Below are 15,986 nucleotides of genomic sequence, written 5' to 3'. Positions count from 1 at the left end.
ATTATTTTGTTTGTTTAGAAGTTAATTCGGCTTCTTTTGCATTCACTTTACTTCTTGTTCCTAACATAACTAAATAGCATAGTACGGCAAACAAGCAAGAAATGAATAGAGAATGTAACAATGCCATTGCTAAACTAGCGTTTGTAAATACAACTAAAACTCCTACTACAGCTTGAAGTGTAACAAGGATAAATGAAATGATCCATCCCCAATATACGACAGGTTGCTGTTTGTAATGGCGAATAGCGAGAATCATCGCGTATAGTATCCAAGCGAAAATTAACATCGCTGCAACTCTATGGCCCATTTGAACCCATTCATGTAGTTGAGTTGGCATAGGTCTGTTTTTGCTACATAAAGGAAAGTCTGGACAGGCTAAGCTAGCTCGTTCGTGACGTACTAAAGCACCTGTGTAGACGACGATATAACTGTAAATTGTTACACCATAAATATGAAATTTCATTTTTTTGTCCATAATAAGTGAACGTGCATCAAATTTTTGGTCAATTTCAAAGATAAGACACGTTAATAAAATGACAGAAGCAAATGAAATTAAGGAAATACCGAAGTGGATAGCAAGTACAGCTGGCATTTGGCCCCAAACAACTGCTGCTGCTCCCATTAATGCTTGTGCAACTAAAAATACGAAGGATAAAATTGCTAACGTTTTTGTTTCACGCACATGTTTATAATATTTCCAGGACAAAATACAAAGGAGAGTGACAAGAATTCCAGCTGATCCGGATGTTAATCGGTGGCTAAGTTCAATAATAGTTTCCATTGATAAATTAGATGGAACAAATTCACCGTTACAAAGTGGCCATGATTTACCACAACCTTGACCAGAACCTGTTTTTGTAACTAAAGCGCCTCCTAATAAAACTATTAATAAATCAAGGCTTGTAATGACTGCTAACCATTTAATAAAGCGTTGCAATCTCTTTCACCATCTTTCTGCTATGAAGTTATTGCGAAATATTTTCATTCCATTATGTATAGAATAAAACGCGCTAGTTCCTATGATATATAAAAAATAATAAAATAGCAAAGAAATGGAGGGGGAAGGAAAGGGGGAGAAAATAGGTGTAAAAACAGGGTTCATAAGGAAAATTTTAGGCGAAAAATAGGCTATTTTGAAAAGAAATGGGGAGAATACGTGTTAAATAAGACAAAATAGTTTATTATAGAAGGTAACATCATGTTATGATAAGGACAAGTCAGAATGAAGTTTTTTATATTCGACACAAAAAGTTCATGTTTTCTTCACAAAATGTTCGGGAAATATGATTTAATATATTGGAGTATGGGCGTAGATTAGTAGTAGAATGGGTTAACAATGTTTCTACTGTAATAATATTGCTATATAGAAGCGAATTATTTCATTTGAAATATGCGCAAAAAGAAAGATGAAAGTTTTAAGAGGGGGTTAGAGTGATGAACCATGCAACAAGTGAGCTGCATGATGAGTCCGCTGTTACAAGTGTACCGGAAACAACTCGGTTACAAGATTTAAAAGCACTCGTTAAAATGGGGATTGTAAACTCAAATACACTTACTGTATTTACAGGATTTTGGTTGGCATTACACTTTAATGGATTAAGTGTAATGGACAATCTGGATAAGTTATTCTTTACAATCGTTGGTTCTGGATTAGTTATGGCAGGGGTATGTTGTTTAAACAACTACATTGATCGAGACATCGATCCATTAATGGAAAGAACAAAGACCCGTCCAACGGTTACTGGAAAGTATAAACCAGGATTTGCACTTACATTTGGACTAGTCATATTACTTCTTGGTTTTGTATTTTTATTATTAACAACACCAATGGCAGTCTTAATGGGATTTATTGGTGCTTTCACATATGTTGTTCTATATAGTTTATGGACAAAGAGAAAGTATACACTAAATACTGTTGTAGGTAGTATATCTGGTGCAGTTCCTCCTTTAATTGGATGGGCAGCAATCGATCCATCTTTAGGCCATCCAATTGCTTGGATGTTATTTTTAATTATGTTTATTTGGCAAATCCCACATTTCCTTGCATTAGCAATGAAACGTGTTGATGAATATCGAAATGCAGGAATTCCAATGCTTCCTGTAGTTCATGGATTTGAAATTACGAAACGCCAAATTATGATTTGGACAGTATGTTTATTACCACTACCATTTTATATGAGTGGACTAGGGATAACATTTATGGTAATTGCAACACTGCTTAACATCGGATGGATCGTTTTAGGATTTTATGGCTTCCGTAAGAAAGATGACATCAAATGGTCCGTGCAAATGTTTGTTTATTCCCTAAATTATTTAACAATCTTATTTGTATCAATGATTGTAGTTACATTCTTCTAAGACAACGACATAATTGGATTTCTTTACGTTGAGATTTACTTTACTTAACTATAAAGTACAATCTAATTCACAAGGAAAGTGGGGGTTGTTTGTATGAAGAAACAGTGGCGACTGCTTTCGTTCGTTTCACTGCTGGCTTTACTGTTAGGGGGATGCGGTAAAGCCTTTCAATCTACTTTAATTCCGCAAGGAGAAGTAGCAAAAATGCAATATGATTTACTTCTACTGGCGAGTGCAATCATGGTAGGAGTAGTACTAGTAGTTACTATTATTTTCTTATATGTAATTGTGCGTTTCCGACAAAAGAAAGGTCAGGAAGATTATATTCCAGAGCAAGTTGAAGGGAATCACAAGCTAGAAATTATATGGACAGTTATTCCGATTATTCTTTTACTAATCTTAGCTGTTCCAACAGTTACATATACATTCAAACTTGCTGATGTAAGTGCGATGGAGAAAAAGAATATTGATAAAGATACTATCGTTGTTGATGTAACAGCGAATCTTTATTGGTGGGAATTTTCTTATAAATCAGAAAAGATAGTAACTTCGCAAGATTTGGTCATCCCCACAGGTAAGAAAGTGTATTTAAATTTGAAGGGTGCCGATATTAAACACTCATTTTGGGTTCCATCTTTAGCAGGGAAAATGGATACAAATACAGACAATGTGAACAAAATGTGGTTAAAGGCAGATAAATCGGGCACTTATAATGGTTTTTGTACAGAATTTTGCGGCCCATCACATTCTTTAATGCAATTTAAAGTGAAAGCTTTAGATGAAAGCGAGTACAAAAAATGGCTTGCTGATATGAAGAAGATTGATGGGAAGAAAGAAGTAGCTTCAACAAAGGCGCAAGAGGGCCAAGAAATATTTAATAAAAGCTGTATTGGTTGTCATGCAGTTGGATCTAATGATAGTAGACCACCTTCCGCTCGTATCGCACCAAACTTAGCAAACTTTGCGGATCGCGATATGGTTGCCGGTATTGCCGAAAACAATGAAGAAAACTTAAAAAAATGGCTGAAAGATCCTGAAAATATGAAGCCAGGAAACAAAATGACTGGCAAATATGGCAACTTAACGGATGATCAAATTGATGCATTAAATGCATACTTACAAACGTTAAAAGTTGAAAAGTAAAGAGGGATTATTCGCGAAGGGGAGGTTGAAAACGTGAGTTCTGTAGCAAAAAAACAGGGGATGGGTGCTGTCATATGGGATTATTTAACGACAGTAGACCATAAAAAGATTGCCATTCTCTATTTAATTGCAGGTGGATTGTTTTTTGTAATAGGCGGAATAGAAGCTCTATTTATTCGCCTTCAATTAGCGATTCCTAACAACGCTTTTCTTGTTGGGGATGCTTATAATCAAGTATTAACGATGCACGGTACAACAATGATTTTCCTCGCAGCTATGCCACTCGTGTTTGCATTTATGAACGCCGCTGTACCACTTCAAATTGGTGCACGTGATGTAGCGTTCCCGTTTTTGAATTCACTCGGATTTTGGTTATTTTTCTTTGGTGGAGTATTTTTAAATTTAAGTTGGTTTTTAGGTGGAGCACCTGATGCAGGATGGACATCTTATGCATCTTTAGCTTTAGCCTCTAAAGGTCATGGTGTTGATTTCTATGTACTCGGCTTGCAAATCTCAGGTATTGGTACATTAATTGGAGGTATTAACTTCCTTGTAACCATTATTAATATGCGGGCGCCAGGAATGACGTACATGCGTATGCCGATGTTTACATGGACGACATTTGTAACATCTTCGCTTATATTATTCGCTTTTCCGCCGTTAACTGTAGGATTAGGACTTTTAATGTTAGATCGTTTATTTGGAACAAGTTTCTTTAATCCGGCATTGGGCGGGAATACAATTATATGGGAGCATTTATTCTGGATTTTCGGTCATCCAGAAGTATACATTCTTATACTCCCAGCTTTCGGAATATTCTCAGAAATCTTCGCGACATTTTCGAAAAAACGATTGTTTGGTTATTCATCGATGGTGTTTGCGACTGTATTAATTGGATTTTTAGGATTTATGGTATGGGCGCACCATATGTTTACTGTTGGACTTGGTCCAGTTGCTAATGCTATTTTCTCGGTCGCAACAATGGCGATTGCGGTTCCAACTGGTATCAAAATATTCAACTGGCTCTTTACAATGTGGGGCGGAAGTATTCGTTTTACGACACCAATGATGTGGGCAGTAGCTTTCATTCCATCATTCGTAATGGGTGGAGTTACAGGGGTTATGCTAGCATCTGCACCAGCTGATTATCAATTTCATGATAACTATTTCGTAGTAGCGCATTTTCATTATGTAATCGTTGGCGGTGTTGTATTTGGTTTACTTGCAGGAGCTCATTATTATTGGCCACTGATGTTTAATAAAGTATTAAATGAAACATTAGGAAAGATAACGTTCTGGCTATTCTTTATCGGCTTCCATTTAACGTTCTTTATTCAGCATTTCCTTGGCTTGATTGGTATGCCACGCCGTTACTACACATATCTTGAAGGGCAAGGGTTGGAAATGGGGAATATGATTAGTTCCATCGGAGCGGTGTTTATGGCTCTTGGAACGATTGTTCTTCTATTCAATGTAATTAAAACGACAGTATCAAAAGAAAAAGCTGGTCGTGATCCGTGGGATGCACGTACATTAGAATGGACAATGCCAGCACCGACACCAGAATATAACTTTAAACAATTACCATTTGTTCGCGGATTAGATCCGTTTTGGATTGAAAAACGTGAAGGTAATAAAGAGATGACAGCAGCGGAACCAGTTGGTGATATTCATATGCCAAATCCTTCGTTTTCACCATTTGTCATTTCTTTCGGATTGTTTATAGCGGCATTTGGTGCGATGTATATGCAGGGCGGAAAAGATAAGTTCTGGTTATTAGTAGCAATTATTGGTTTAATCATTACATTTGGCGCAATGTTCCTACGTTCAGTAATTGATGATCATGGGTATCATATTCATAAAGAAGATTTAGAGGATAAGGGGGGCAAGGCATAATGCATGTAGATGAAAAATTAACGAATGAAACATTTCCAGCAGAGCCTGAAAAAGCAACCCTTGAAGGGAAAAATAAGTTTGTCGGTTTTTGGTTATTTCTTGGAGGCGAAACAGTGTTGTTCGCTTCCTTATTCGGAACATATTTAGCGTTAAAGAATTCTACAAATGGTGGACCAACATCTCAAGAGATGTTCCAAATGCCACTCGTTTTCATTATGACGATGCTTTTATTAACGAGTAGCTTAACGAGTGTATATGCGATGTATCACATGAAAAACTTTAACTTTAAGAAAATGCAGCTTTGGTTACTAGTAACAGTATTGCTAGGTTTAGGGTTTTTAGGGTTTGAGATATATGAGTTTTATCATTATACACATGAATTTAAGCATACTATGAGAAGTAGTGCGTTTGGCTCTGCGTTTTATGCTCTTGTTGGTACACATGGACTCCACGTATTGTTTGGGTTATGTTGGATTCTAACATTAATCTTTAGAAATGCGAAGAGAGGTCTAAATTTATACAATGCACCGAAGTTTTATGTTGCATCGATTTATTGGCACTTTATTGACGTAGTTTGGGTGTTTATTTTCACTGTAGTATATTTAATGGGAATGGTGGGATAAACAATGGCGATAAAGCAAACGAATAATCCTAAAGTTGATCTTGTTTATCGGAAGAGAAAAAGTGCGGAGGAAATGAGGCATCAAGTTATTACGTTTGCATTAATGATTTTTTTAACATTAGTTGCATTTGTAGCGGTGGCGTATCCAAAAACTTTTAGTCCGATTTTCTCTGTACCGTTTATTTTACTATTAGCAGTGGTACAAGTAATTTTTCAATTGTATTATTTTATGCATATGAGTCATAAAGGACATGAAGCAGCAAGTTTCTTTCTTTACTCTGGTCTGCTAATAGGGTTAATTACAATTTTAGCTTTTATGACAATCGTGTGGATTTGAAAAGTGAAAAATAAGGGAGCTTGTGTTGTCACAGCTCCCTCTTCATATTATGAGATAACCTTACGAAGGTAGGTGTGAAAATGAGTAACTTGTGGATATTTGGTTTTCAGGCTTTATGGAGTCCAATCTTTTTATTATTTATGCTTTCGATTCTTATTGGGTACTTCTTAATTATTGGGCCATATAGAATGCGATTTGAAAATGCGACGAAGGTAAGTAAGAAGCAAATTTTTTATTTTACGACTGGTATTGTTCTTTTGTATTTTGTAAAGGGAGGGCCTATTGATTTAATTGGCCATATTATATTTAGTGCTCATATGTTTGAAATGGCAGTCATGTATATTGCAGTTCCACCGTTACTGTTGCTTGGTATACCAATTTGGTTATATCGTTACATTACTTCTTTTAAGTTTGTTCAAATTATATTAAAGGCATTTGCTAAACCGCTTATTGCGTTATTTGTATTTAACGGCCTGTTTTCTTTTTATCATTTACCAGTTGTTTTTGATACGGTAAAACAAAGTCAAATAGCTCATCCTATTTGTCTCGCTATATTGTTTTTTACAGCAATCATGATGTGGTGGCCGATGTTAAATCCATTACCAGAATATCAAACATTAAGTGATATAAAGAAACTTGGTTATATGTTTGCTAATGGCATATTATTAACGCCTGCTTGTGCGTTAATCATTTTTGCGACAGCCCCGTTATTTGCAACGTATACGGATCCGGCTGCTTGGATGAAAGCGATGGAACTATGTGTACCAGCGGGCACTTTATCAGATTTAAATATAACGGGACCAGAATTTTTGCACTGGATGCCAGTCGTACAAGACCAGCAAACTGGTGGTATCATAATGAAAATTGTCCAGGAAATAGTGTACGGTACAATTATAGGCTATGTATTCTTTAGATGGGCACGTAGAGAACGTGAAAAGGATAAGGAGCAGTTGCAACAATTGCCGCCGTATTTACAGACTAAGTAAAAAAAGTGTATGGGATTCCATGCGCTTTTTTTACTTAGTTTTAGCTACCTTAAAAAGATTGAATTTTCTAATTTTTTATGTTAAGTTAGTGTAGGCGTGTACTAAAAGTGGAGATAAAATTTACTACTAGCTTTCATGCGTAATAATTCCATATGTAGTGCAAGTTTTTTAGAGAGTTACAAATATATATTGTTATCTTTAATAAACACGAACTATTTTAAGGGGGAGTTTAAATGGGTAGTAGTGGAAGTATGGTAAAGCCGATTAGTGGTTTTTTGACAGCACTAATTCAATATCCAGTACCAGTAGTAGAATCGCGTGCAGACATTGATAAACAAATTCAACAAATCATAAAAACAATTCATTCGACCAAATCAGGTTACCCTGGTTTAGAATTGATAGTATTTCCTGAATATAGTACACAAGGGCTCAATACAAAAAAATGGACTACAGAAGAATTTTTATGCACAGTGCCTGGGCCAGAAACAGACTTATTTGCTGAGGCATGTAAAGAATCTAAAGTATATGGTGTTTTTTCAATAATGGAGAAAAATCCTGATGGTGGAGAGCCATATAATACAGCAGTTATTATTGATCCACAAGGTGAAATGATTTTGAAGTATCGTAAGCTAAATCCTTGGGTGCCAGTCGAGCCTTGGAAAGCTGGAGATTTAGGCTTACCTGTTTGTGATGGACCTGGAGGAAGTAAATTAGCTGTTTGTATTTGTCATGATGGCATGTTCCCTGAAGTAGCTCGTGAAGCGGCCTATAAAGGTGCAAATGTCTTAATTCGTATTTCTGGATATAGTACACAAGTTAGTGAACAATGGATGCTAACCAATCGTTCAAATGCATGGCAGAATTTAATGTATACATTGTCGGTAAACTTAGCGGGTTATGATGGCGTATTTTATTACTTTGGTGAAGGACAAGTATGTAATTTTGATGGGACTACTTTAGTACAGGGACATCGAAATCCTTGGGAGATTGTTACTGCTGAAGTATATCCAGAACTAGCAGATCAGGCTAGATTAGGATGGGGATTGGAAAATAATATATATAATCTAGGTTCAAGAGGATATGTAGCAACTCCTGGTGGGGTGAAAGAAAATCCATATACGTTTGTAAAAGATTTAGCTGAAGGTAAATATAAGGTTCCTTGGGAAGATGAGATTAAAGTAAAAGATGGATCTATTTATGGATATCCAGTAAAAAAACGATTCATTCTTAGGGAAGGGAAATAAAACAAGCGCATCATATTGATGCGCTTGTTTTTGTTAATCAATAATTTGAAATTCTTTTAACTCTTTTTCGACATTTTGTAGGAGTTGTTCGCTTTTTTGAAGTACATTCGTTGGGAAAGTCTCATCATCACCATATTCAACGCCGTGAGGATAATAATGTTTTCCTAATAAGGGGGGGAGTAGTTTTACTTCAGCGTGTCTACTGCCAATGTCACCTTCAACAGCAACTCCTTGCACTCGTAAATAATAAACATCCTTTAATATTTCAAATTTATAATCGTATGTAACTCGCTCATAATCCCACTGTCCGGCAAGTACGAAGTGGTTGTTTTCCATGATTTCAGTTAAAAGAGTTAATTCAACGACGGCTCCATTAAATTGCGTATTTGTAAATTGCATATAATACCTCCTTTTTTAATGTTACACCATTATTTTTATAATAGTATGAATAATAAGAAAGTGCAATTCATATTGAGAGAAAAGGGATAATCCAGACTTTTTTCACAAAAATATGATATAGTGAAAAGAGTACGGTACACACAAAAAGAAAGAAAAGGATTTGTGTATATCTCAATTTTATGTTTTGTTCAGGAGGTATATCGTTTGAAGAAATTATTGCGTATCGTAATGATTACATTTTTAATTTTAGCTGTTGATTTATACGGGAAATTACTCGTTTCACAATATATATTAACCCCATCTCAATCAAAGCAAGAAAATAAAATTGTGAAAAAGAAAAAGCAAATTAAGGAAGACTCCTCAGACACTGTTTTAAATATGATTGGTGAAGACTCTGAAAACTTATTAGCGAAGTGGGGAGAACCCTCTCGAATAGAGCCATCTGCATACGGATATGAATGGTGGGTATACAACCAGGATTTAACTCAGTATGTTCAATTTGGAGTTTCTGAACGTAAAGTTGTAACGGCATACGCAGCTGGTGAACAAGTTAAGGTTCCACCTTATTATATAAATGAAAAATATGAAGAAGTATATAAAAAAAGTCCGCTTTCGCATGAAATTTCATTAAAAAGAGGGAAAAATAGTTATCAATTTGAGCTATCTGATACCGAAGTCATGGAACAACCGTTAATACCTGTAGAAGATGGATGGGCGCAATTGTATTTTGATCAATTTACACATGAGCTTATTGGTGTTCGTTATATGGATGATGAAACTTTATTACGCCAAAGACCGTATCAGCTCGTTTATTCAGGTGAATTAATAGCAGAACAACCATTGACTCCAGAAAAAATAAAACAAGTAGAAAATGGGAATATGCAACAAATTTTTGATTTAACAAATATCATTCGAAGTCGTCATAAATTACCATTATTAACATGGGATCAGGAAACAGCAGATGTTGCTGTTGGTCACAGTAAAGATATGAAAGACAATAATTATTTTTCTCATGACTCACCTACATTAGGTACACTAGGAGATCGTTTGCAGCGCGGGAAAGTAGGATTTCAACTTGCTGGTGAGAACATAGCGGCGCAACATAGTGATGGAATTGCGGCAGTGCAAGGTTGGTTAAATAGTGAGGGGCATAGAAAGAATTTATTAAATGAACAATTTACAGGATTAGGTGTTGGTGTATACGATAAATTTTATACACAAAACTTTATTCGAAAATAAAGTGAAATTGTAAGCGGTGGGGTGTTAACATCACCAAATTAGTTACTTCGTATTCACTGAATTGTAGGTGGGAATCTGACCGTATGCAAATAGCAGAAAAAAAGGTGCATGAATCGTCTAAAAATAGGCGAACCATGCGCCTTTTTTTTCTTACTATATAGTAGATATACATGGAGAGGTGAGGATTATGCCAACAACAAAAGGACCGTTACATCCATCGGTTCAACAGTTTAAAGAATTTGTAAACCATCACCCTAAAATGGTTCATGAGGTTAGAAGTGGTCATAAAACATGGCAACAATTTTATGAAGAATGGTACTTACTTGGTGAAGAAGATCCAATATGGGCAACTTATAGACCGGATGGAGCGCCTGCGTTTTCTTCGGTAAAAGAAAATAAAAAAGAAAAAGATAATCGAACTGAAGAGGAAAAAACTGCTGATGTGATGGGGCAAATGCTTTCTTTTTTTAAAAAGTTGGACGTGGAACAAATGCAGAACCATTTAGCCAATGTGACGAGTGCAATCGGGAGCGTGCAACAAGTTATTCAGCAATTTCAAGGTAACCGTACGCAGCAAGAGCAAAGTACTTCAGAAAATAACCCATTTTTCTTTCAAAAGGATTAGGGGGAAAGATGATGAGAGCAGAAATTATGGAGTTTATAAAGGCTGATGAGGATTTATCTCGCTATATTAGAGAGCAACCGTACTGGTATAGAAAATTAACACGAAATCCTGAAGAAAAAGAGGCTTTTGAGTTAGCGGCGATGCAACATTTCAAAAAAACAATACCAGATAAAGTGGAAAAGTTTCAAAATCAATTGGCCGTTGCTTCGATCATGATTGATATGTTTCAGTATATGAAGCAACAAAATGCAACCTAATTGGAAGTGAAAAATATGTCCGTCATGCAGAACTTTTGTTACAATAGAGGTTGATTATTTAAAAAGGAGTTGCAGCATGACGGAAATTTGTTTAGTACGACATGGACAAACTGATTGGAATTTTCAAGAAATTATTCAGGGGCGAGAAGATATTCCGCTTAATGAAGTTGGTAAGAAGCAAGCGAGTCAGAGTGCAGCTGCTTTACAAGAAGAAACGTGGGATATCATTATAAGTAGCCCGTTAATTAGAGCGCAAGAAACGGCTAATGAAATTGCAAAGACAGTTGGATTACAATCGATTTTATTAGATGAGCGATTTGTTGAACGGAATTTTGGAGAAGCTTCAGGGAAGCCGGTTGCGGCTGTTAGAGAGTTGATTGCTGAAGGTAAAGTAGAAGGTATGGAGCGAGATGAAGAGATTGTAGCTCGTTGCTTTGCTGCTTTAGAAGATGTTGCGACAACTCATTTTGGCAAACGTATTATTATTGTTGCTCACTCACACGCGATAAAAGCGATTTTACATGCCATTGAACCAGATGAAATTACATTTAAGACACCATTAAAAAATGCGTGTATTAGTTATGTGAAACAAAATAGTGGAAAGTGGGATGTTCTTAAATATAATATAGCGGAACATATTAATGTATAAGTGTGTACGGATATAGTGTAAAAATAGTTTCATTATATCTTTCTTTTGAGTAAGTCACTTCAATTAGTAGTTCTAATCTAAATGTGGTATGATGGATACTCGGAGGTGTCTCTCATGATTGTAGCGACGCTAGAAAGCGTATTAATATTAGATAAGGCAGAGCAGCTTGCAAAAGCGATTATCTGTTCAGATATAGCAGAAGATTATCGTAAGTATTATAGAGAATTACATGAAGATATGGAACTTCAGACGCTCATTCAGCAATTTACAGCGATGAAAGAACGGTATGAGGAAGTACAGCGTTTTGGAAAATACCATCCTGACTATACTACCGTGTCAATGAAAATGAGAGAATTAAAGCGTTCTGTGGACTTACATGATAAGGTTGCAGCTTTTAAAAGAGCAGAAACTGCTTTGCAGAAGTTATTAGACGAAGTTAGTGTAGCAATCGGTTCGGAAGTGTCTTCTTCCATTAAAGTGCCAACAGGAAATCCATTCTTTGATGCTGGTGGCTGTGGTGGAGGTTGTGGTACTGGCGGAGGTTGTGGTTGTAAAAAAACGGGGTGATGTACCCCGTTTTTTAGAAGTTGGAAGAAAACGTATACAGAGTTTGTCCTGTAATGTTATAAATTTCTGATTGGTTTTCATAGAATATAAAATATATGTTTTTAAAAGGAGAAGATGGAGAAGATTATGTTCGGGCAACGACAAAGTATGATTGTTTATTTACATTCATTGAAACATGCCAAGATTTTAAGGAAATATGGTAACATACATTACATATCAAAACGATTAAAATATGCTGTAGTATATTGTGATATGGAACAAATTGAGCATATGATGCATAAGTTGAACAAACTTCCTTTTGTGAAAAAGATAGAACAGTCGTATCGCCCGTATTTAAAAACGGAATTTGAAAATTCCCGTCCTGATCGAGCAAAAGAATACGATTATAGCTAATAGAAAAAATCCCCGGCTAAATTTAGCCGGGGATTTTTCACTTGAAATAACGTGTTATTTCATCGGAGGAATGAAATTGTTCATTCGTAAAATACCAATTAAATGATTAAAAAATAGTTCTTTTTCTGGGAAAGTTGTAGATGGTTTTACAGTAAAGGTAGCCACTTTTTTTCCGAGTTGTTCTGCCGTTTCTTCAAATAAAATGACACGTTTACTTTTTTTATTTTCAAATACAGGAATGCCTTCACGACATATGTATAATGGTTGGAAATCACCAGTAGTAGTTGGTTTTAATATTACAACAAGCGAACATACTTTTTTATCGTTTTTTATCGTTTCAAATTGTAACATATGTGCTATACGTTCTTGATTTGTTTTGGCAATTTCAAGTAATTCATATAAATCAGAGTAGCCTTCTCCAAGTTCTATAAAGCGTTGAATCATATCTTTTCCTCCTCTTTCTTTTACTGTACCATTTCACTTTTTAAATGAAAAGCACACAAAGAAAAAAAACCCTGCATAGCAGGGCCCTTCTTATACTAGCATGTACTAGTAAGAAGGCAAAGGGAGAGGAGAAACCGGAGGAAGAACTTATGGGGAAACGTAAGTCTTCTCCGCGGTTGGCAACAACATCGAAGGTGATGTTGTTATAATTATTTATGTCCAATCTAAATGAAGATATACATAATGAAATTAAATTTTATGTTGGGCTTTTTATTTTTCTTTTTTTTATTTTGTGATAGGATAAAAAAGATAAAGTGGAACTAATATACATATTGGGTTCATATTAGTGAATGATGAGATGAATACATAAAAATAACGAGAGGTTATTTGAGGCCGAGTTTTCCTATAGTTAGGTGAATGTGGTTTGTTAACGGTTACCGAAGTGGGAATGGCTTTCTATAATCGCTCGATAGATTGAAATAAAGGTAGTGACAACAGATGAGAGTAGTTTCAGGAAAATGTAAAGGACACCCGCTTAAAGCGGTTCCTGGTAATACAACACGTCCAACGACAGATAAAGTAAAAGAATCTATTTTTAATATGATAGGTCCTTATTTTGATGGTGGTATCGCCCTTGATTTATTTGGTGGTAGTGGTGGTCTTGGAATTGAGGCTTTGAGCAGAGGGATTGATAAAGCAATTTTTGTTGATCGGGATAGTAAAGCGATAAAAGTAATTCATCAAAATTTAGAAAGTTGTAGAGTACAGGAACAAGCTGAAGTATATCGAAATGATGCTGAACGTGCAGTAAAGGCGCTAATAAAACGTGAAATGTCATTCGATCTTATATTGATAGATCCTCCATATAAAGAGCAAAAAATTGTATCTTTAATTAGTATAATGGATCAACATGGATTGCTACATAGTGATGGATTAATTATGGCAGAGCATGGTAATGATGTAGTTTTACCTAATTCAATAGGAAGGCTTGTAAAAGTACGAGCTGAGAATTATGGGATTACTGCAATATCGATTTATAAGTATGAAGGTGAGGGGACAGAATGACAAGTATAGCTATTTCTTCAGGAAGTTTTGATCCAATTACCCTTGGGCATCTGGATATTATTAAAAGGGGAGCAAAAGTATTTGATGAGGTGTACGTAGTCGTTTTAAACAATTCATCAAAAAAACCATTCTTTTCAGTTGAAGAGCGATTAGAATTAATTCGAGAAGCGACAAAGGATATCCCGAATGTAAAAGTAGATTCACATAGTGGGCTATTAGTAGAGTATGCAAAAATGCGTAATGCAAATGCAATATTACGTGGTTTACGAGCAGTTTCTGATTTTGAATATGAGATGCAAATTACTTCTATGAATCGAAAATTAGATGAAAATATTGAAACATTTTTTATTATGACAAACAATCAATATTCATTTTTAAGCTCGAGTATTGTAAAAGAAGTTGCGAGGTATGGAGGAAGTGTAGTAGATCTTGTACCTCCTATTGTAGAACGTGCTTTAAAAGAAAAGTTTCAAACCCCGTTAAAGTGAACGGGGTTTTTCTTTATATGTGCGCAAAAATAATAAAATAACATATAAGTATAGACAAAATAATGTGAAAATTGGTCCATAATGTATAAAAGATGTCCAAATTTCATGTAGTATAGAAGGATGTTCGGATAAAAATACAGGAATATCTTTTGGCATAGGCGAGAAAGAACTCACTTTCTCATAAAATGGTGTCCAAAATACAAATGTAAAAATAGGGGCAAGAATACTTTGAATAATTCGTGCGAAAAAATAGGGTTTAAATCGGATATCTGTTTCAGCTAATATGCTAGCAACTTGTGCCTGAATAGAAAGACCACTAAATGCTAAAATGAAGCTTGTTACCATAGCTTGTTGTAAGAGCGGTGTTTCATTTATTTGACTAATCATTTGGCTTCCGAGTGTCATTTCGAAAATACCTGATAATATAGGTATACTAAAATCTGTACTTAGTTGGAAGAATGATAAAATATGTTGCATAATAAAAGAAAGAGCTGCTGTAATGTGAAATACAGTAATCATTTTATTTAACACAGAGAATAAAATAATAAATCCGCCAATCATAAGTAATGTTTGAATAGAAGAAACAATGGCATCCCCAAGTAATTTACCAATTGGTCTTTTTTCTTGTAAGCGTGTCTCGTGAAGGATTAAAAAAGGGTTTTGAAAGCGACGTTTTTTTGTAGTGTGTGTATTAATTTTGTAAGCGGTATTATCGCCGTAAAAACGCATAATTAATCCGACAGCAAAGTTACTGAAATAATGGGCAGCGGCTAATATAATTCCTAATTTCGGATTATTAAAAAAACCGATAGACACAGCACCGAAAATAAAAAGTGGATTAGAAGAATTTGTGAAAGAAACGAGGCGCTCTGCTTCAATCTGAGTTAAAAGATTGCTTTTTCGTAGTCTAGCGCTTAATTTGGCGCCTGCAGGGAAACCAGAAGCCATTCCCATCGCCCAAACAAATCCGCCTATCCCTGGAACGCGAAAAAGTGGGCGCATGAGTGGTTCTAATATAACGCCAATAAATTTTACAACACCGATACTAATTAGAAGTTCCGCAATGATGAAAAACGGTAGTAGTGAAGGGAATACAACTTCCCACCATATATTTAACCCGCGAATAGAAGCTTGCAAAGCGGCTTGGGGGTGGAGTACAAGAGAAAAGGTTAAAAATAGCGTTGATATGGTAAGGAAAGCGGTTTTCCATTTTTCATACATGTAAGTAAATCCCCCTTTGTCCCAAAAAACGTTCATTTCAGTATACGTGGATA

The 15,986-nt window shown here is 35.5% G+C and carries 19 protein-coding genes; 15 read left to right on the top strand and 4 right to left on the bottom strand.

Annotation, left to right across the window (positions count from 1 at the left end):
- Position 1 precedes the first annotated feature (1 nt).
- Positions 2 to 937 carry a heme A synthase gene (gene ctaA / locus ACTL4X_RS19985; protein WP_001188743.1) on the bottom strand — a complete coding sequence of 312 codons (936 nt, stop codon included), beginning with the start codon at positions 935 to 937 and terminating at the stop codon, positions 2 to 4.
- A 497-nt stretch (positions 938 to 1,434) separates the two neighbouring features.
- Between ctaA and ctaB the strand changes: the two genes are divergently transcribed.
- From ctaB to ACTL4X_RS19950, 7 genes are all read left to right on the top strand, one after another.
- Entirely contained in the window at positions 1,435 to 2,358 is a 924-nt protein-coding gene (gene ctaB / locus ACTL4X_RS19980; protein ID WP_001015058.1) for a protoheme IX farnesyltransferase, read from the top strand.
- A gap of 93 nt (positions 2,359 to 2,451) precedes the next feature.
- Positions 2,452 to 3,501: a cytochrome c oxidase subunit II gene (gene coxB / locus ACTL4X_RS19975; protein WP_000745268.1), complete on the top strand. Its 1,050-nt coding sequence runs from the start codon at positions 2,452 to 2,454 to the stop codon at positions 3,499 to 3,501.
- A gap of 60 nt (positions 3,502 to 3,561) precedes the next feature.
- Positions 3,562 to 5,397, top strand: coding sequence for a cytochrome c oxidase subunit I (ctaD, locus tag ACTL4X_RS19970; protein WP_153579316.1), 1,836 nt, complete (start codon positions 3,562 to 3,564; stop codon positions 5,395 to 5,397).
- On the top strand, positions 5,397 to 6,020 hold the full coding sequence (gene ctaE / locus ACTL4X_RS19965) for a cytochrome c oxidase subunit III (RefSeq protein WP_000557861.1): 624 nt from the start codon (positions 5,397 to 5,399) through the stop codon (positions 6,018 to 6,020). Before ctaD ends, ctaE begins: the two co-directional genes overlap by 1 nt.
- Before the next feature lie 3 nt (positions 6,021 to 6,023).
- Positions 6,024 to 6,356 carry a cytochrome c oxidase subunit IVB gene (gene ctaF, locus ACTL4X_RS19960; protein WP_000985706.1) on the top strand — a complete coding sequence of 111 codons (333 nt, stop codon included), beginning with the start codon at positions 6,024 to 6,026 and terminating at the stop codon, positions 6,354 to 6,356.
- Between the two features lie 80 nt (positions 6,357 to 6,436).
- Positions 6,437 to 7,342 (top strand): cytochrome c oxidase assembly factor CtaG, encoded by a 906-nt coding sequence (ctaG, locus tag ACTL4X_RS19955; protein ID WP_000069023.1) that lies wholly within the window; start codon positions 6,437 to 6,439, stop codon positions 7,340 to 7,342.
- A 233-nt stretch (positions 7,343 to 7,575) separates the two neighbouring features.
- A complete protein-coding gene (locus ACTL4X_RS19950; protein ID WP_086692348.1) occupies positions 7,576 to 8,586 on the top strand; it encodes a formamidase in 1,011 nt (336 codons plus the stop codon).
- A gap of 33 nt (positions 8,587 to 8,619) precedes the next feature.
- On the opposite strand, the gene ACTL4X_RS19945 is transcribed toward ACTL4X_RS19950, so the two are convergent.
- On the bottom strand, positions 8,620 to 8,985 hold the full coding sequence (locus ACTL4X_RS19945; protein ID WP_001160952.1) for a YugN family protein: 366 nt from the start codon (positions 8,983 to 8,985) through the stop codon (positions 8,620 to 8,622).
- 204 nt (positions 8,986 to 9,189) lie between these two features.
- On the opposite strand from ACTL4X_RS19945, the gene ACTL4X_RS19940 reads away from it, so the two are divergent.
- The 6 genes from ACTL4X_RS19940 (at position 9,190) to ACTL4X_RS19915 (ending at position 12,715) form a co-directional block, all read left to right on the top strand.
- On the top strand, positions 9,190 to 10,224 hold the full coding sequence (locus tag ACTL4X_RS19940; protein ID WP_000735375.1) for a CAP domain-containing protein: 1,035 nt from the start codon (positions 9,190 to 9,192) through the stop codon (positions 10,222 to 10,224).
- Between the two features lie 187 nt (positions 10,225 to 10,411).
- A complete protein-coding gene (locus ACTL4X_RS19935; RefSeq protein WP_001143346.1) occupies positions 10,412 to 10,849 on the top strand; it encodes a YlbD family protein in 438 nt (145 codons plus the stop codon).
- An 11-nt stretch (positions 10,850 to 10,860) separates the two neighbouring features.
- Positions 10,861 to 11,106 (top strand): YlbE-like family protein, encoded by a 246-nt coding sequence (locus ACTL4X_RS19930; protein WP_001200990.1) that lies wholly within the window; start codon positions 10,861 to 10,863, stop codon positions 11,104 to 11,106.
- 76 nt (positions 11,107 to 11,182) lie between these two features.
- The gene (locus ACTL4X_RS19925) at positions 11,183 to 11,755 is read left to right on the top strand and encodes a histidine phosphatase family protein (RefSeq protein WP_000134946.1); all 573 of its coding nucleotides are present in this window, start codon (positions 11,183 to 11,185) and stop codon (positions 11,753 to 11,755) included.
- A gap of 114 nt (positions 11,756 to 11,869) precedes the next feature.
- Positions 11,870 to 12,322 (top strand): YlbF family regulator, encoded by a 453-nt coding sequence (locus ACTL4X_RS19920; RefSeq protein WP_000634366.1) that lies wholly within the window; start codon positions 11,870 to 11,872, stop codon positions 12,320 to 12,322.
- 126 nt (positions 12,323 to 12,448) lie between these two features.
- Entirely contained in the window at positions 12,449 to 12,715 is a 267-nt protein-coding gene (locus ACTL4X_RS19915; RefSeq protein WP_002082261.1) for a YlbG family protein, read from the top strand.
- Positions 12,716 to 12,769: 54 nt separating this feature from the next.
- Here the strand turns inward: ACTL4X_RS19915 and ACTL4X_RS19910 are convergent, their stop codons facing one another.
- Positions 12,770 to 13,159 (bottom strand): DUF7147 family protein, encoded by a 390-nt coding sequence (locus ACTL4X_RS19910; RefSeq protein ID WP_000616017.1) that lies wholly within the window; start codon positions 13,157 to 13,159, stop codon positions 12,770 to 12,772.
- 498 nt (positions 13,160 to 13,657) lie between these two features.
- Here ACTL4X_RS19910 and rsmD point away from each other — a divergent pair, with 498 nt between their 5' ends.
- Positions 13,658 to 14,224 carry a 16S rRNA (guanine(966)-N(2))-methyltransferase RsmD gene (gene rsmD / locus ACTL4X_RS19905; protein ID WP_001266978.1) on the top strand — a complete coding sequence of 189 codons (567 nt, stop codon included), beginning with the start codon at positions 13,658 to 13,660 and terminating at the stop codon, positions 14,222 to 14,224.
- Positions 14,221 to 14,712 carry a pantetheine-phosphate adenylyltransferase gene (coaD, locus tag ACTL4X_RS19900; RefSeq protein WP_000200601.1) on the top strand — a complete coding sequence of 164 codons (492 nt, stop codon included), beginning with the start codon at positions 14,221 to 14,223 and terminating at the stop codon, positions 14,710 to 14,712. Before rsmD ends, coaD begins: the two co-directional genes overlap by 4 nt.
- Here the strand turns inward: coaD and ylbJ are convergent.
- Positions 14,704 to 15,933: a sporulation integral membrane protein YlbJ gene (gene ylbJ, locus ACTL4X_RS19895; protein ID WP_000273082.1), complete on the bottom strand. Its 1,230-nt coding sequence runs from the start codon at positions 15,931 to 15,933 to the stop codon at positions 14,704 to 14,706. The two genes, coaD and ylbJ, sit on opposite strands and share 9 nt — an antisense overlap.
- Positions 15,934 to 15,986: the final 53 nt, after the last annotated feature.

This window comes from Bacillus sp. RE35 (assembly GCF_052146655.1).
Taxonomy (GTDB): Bacteria; Bacillota; Bacilli; order Bacillales; family Bacillaceae_G; genus Bacillus_A; species Bacillus_A cereus.
Note: the sequence above shows the minus strand (reverse complement) of the source record. Positions and strands in the feature narration are given on the sequence as shown.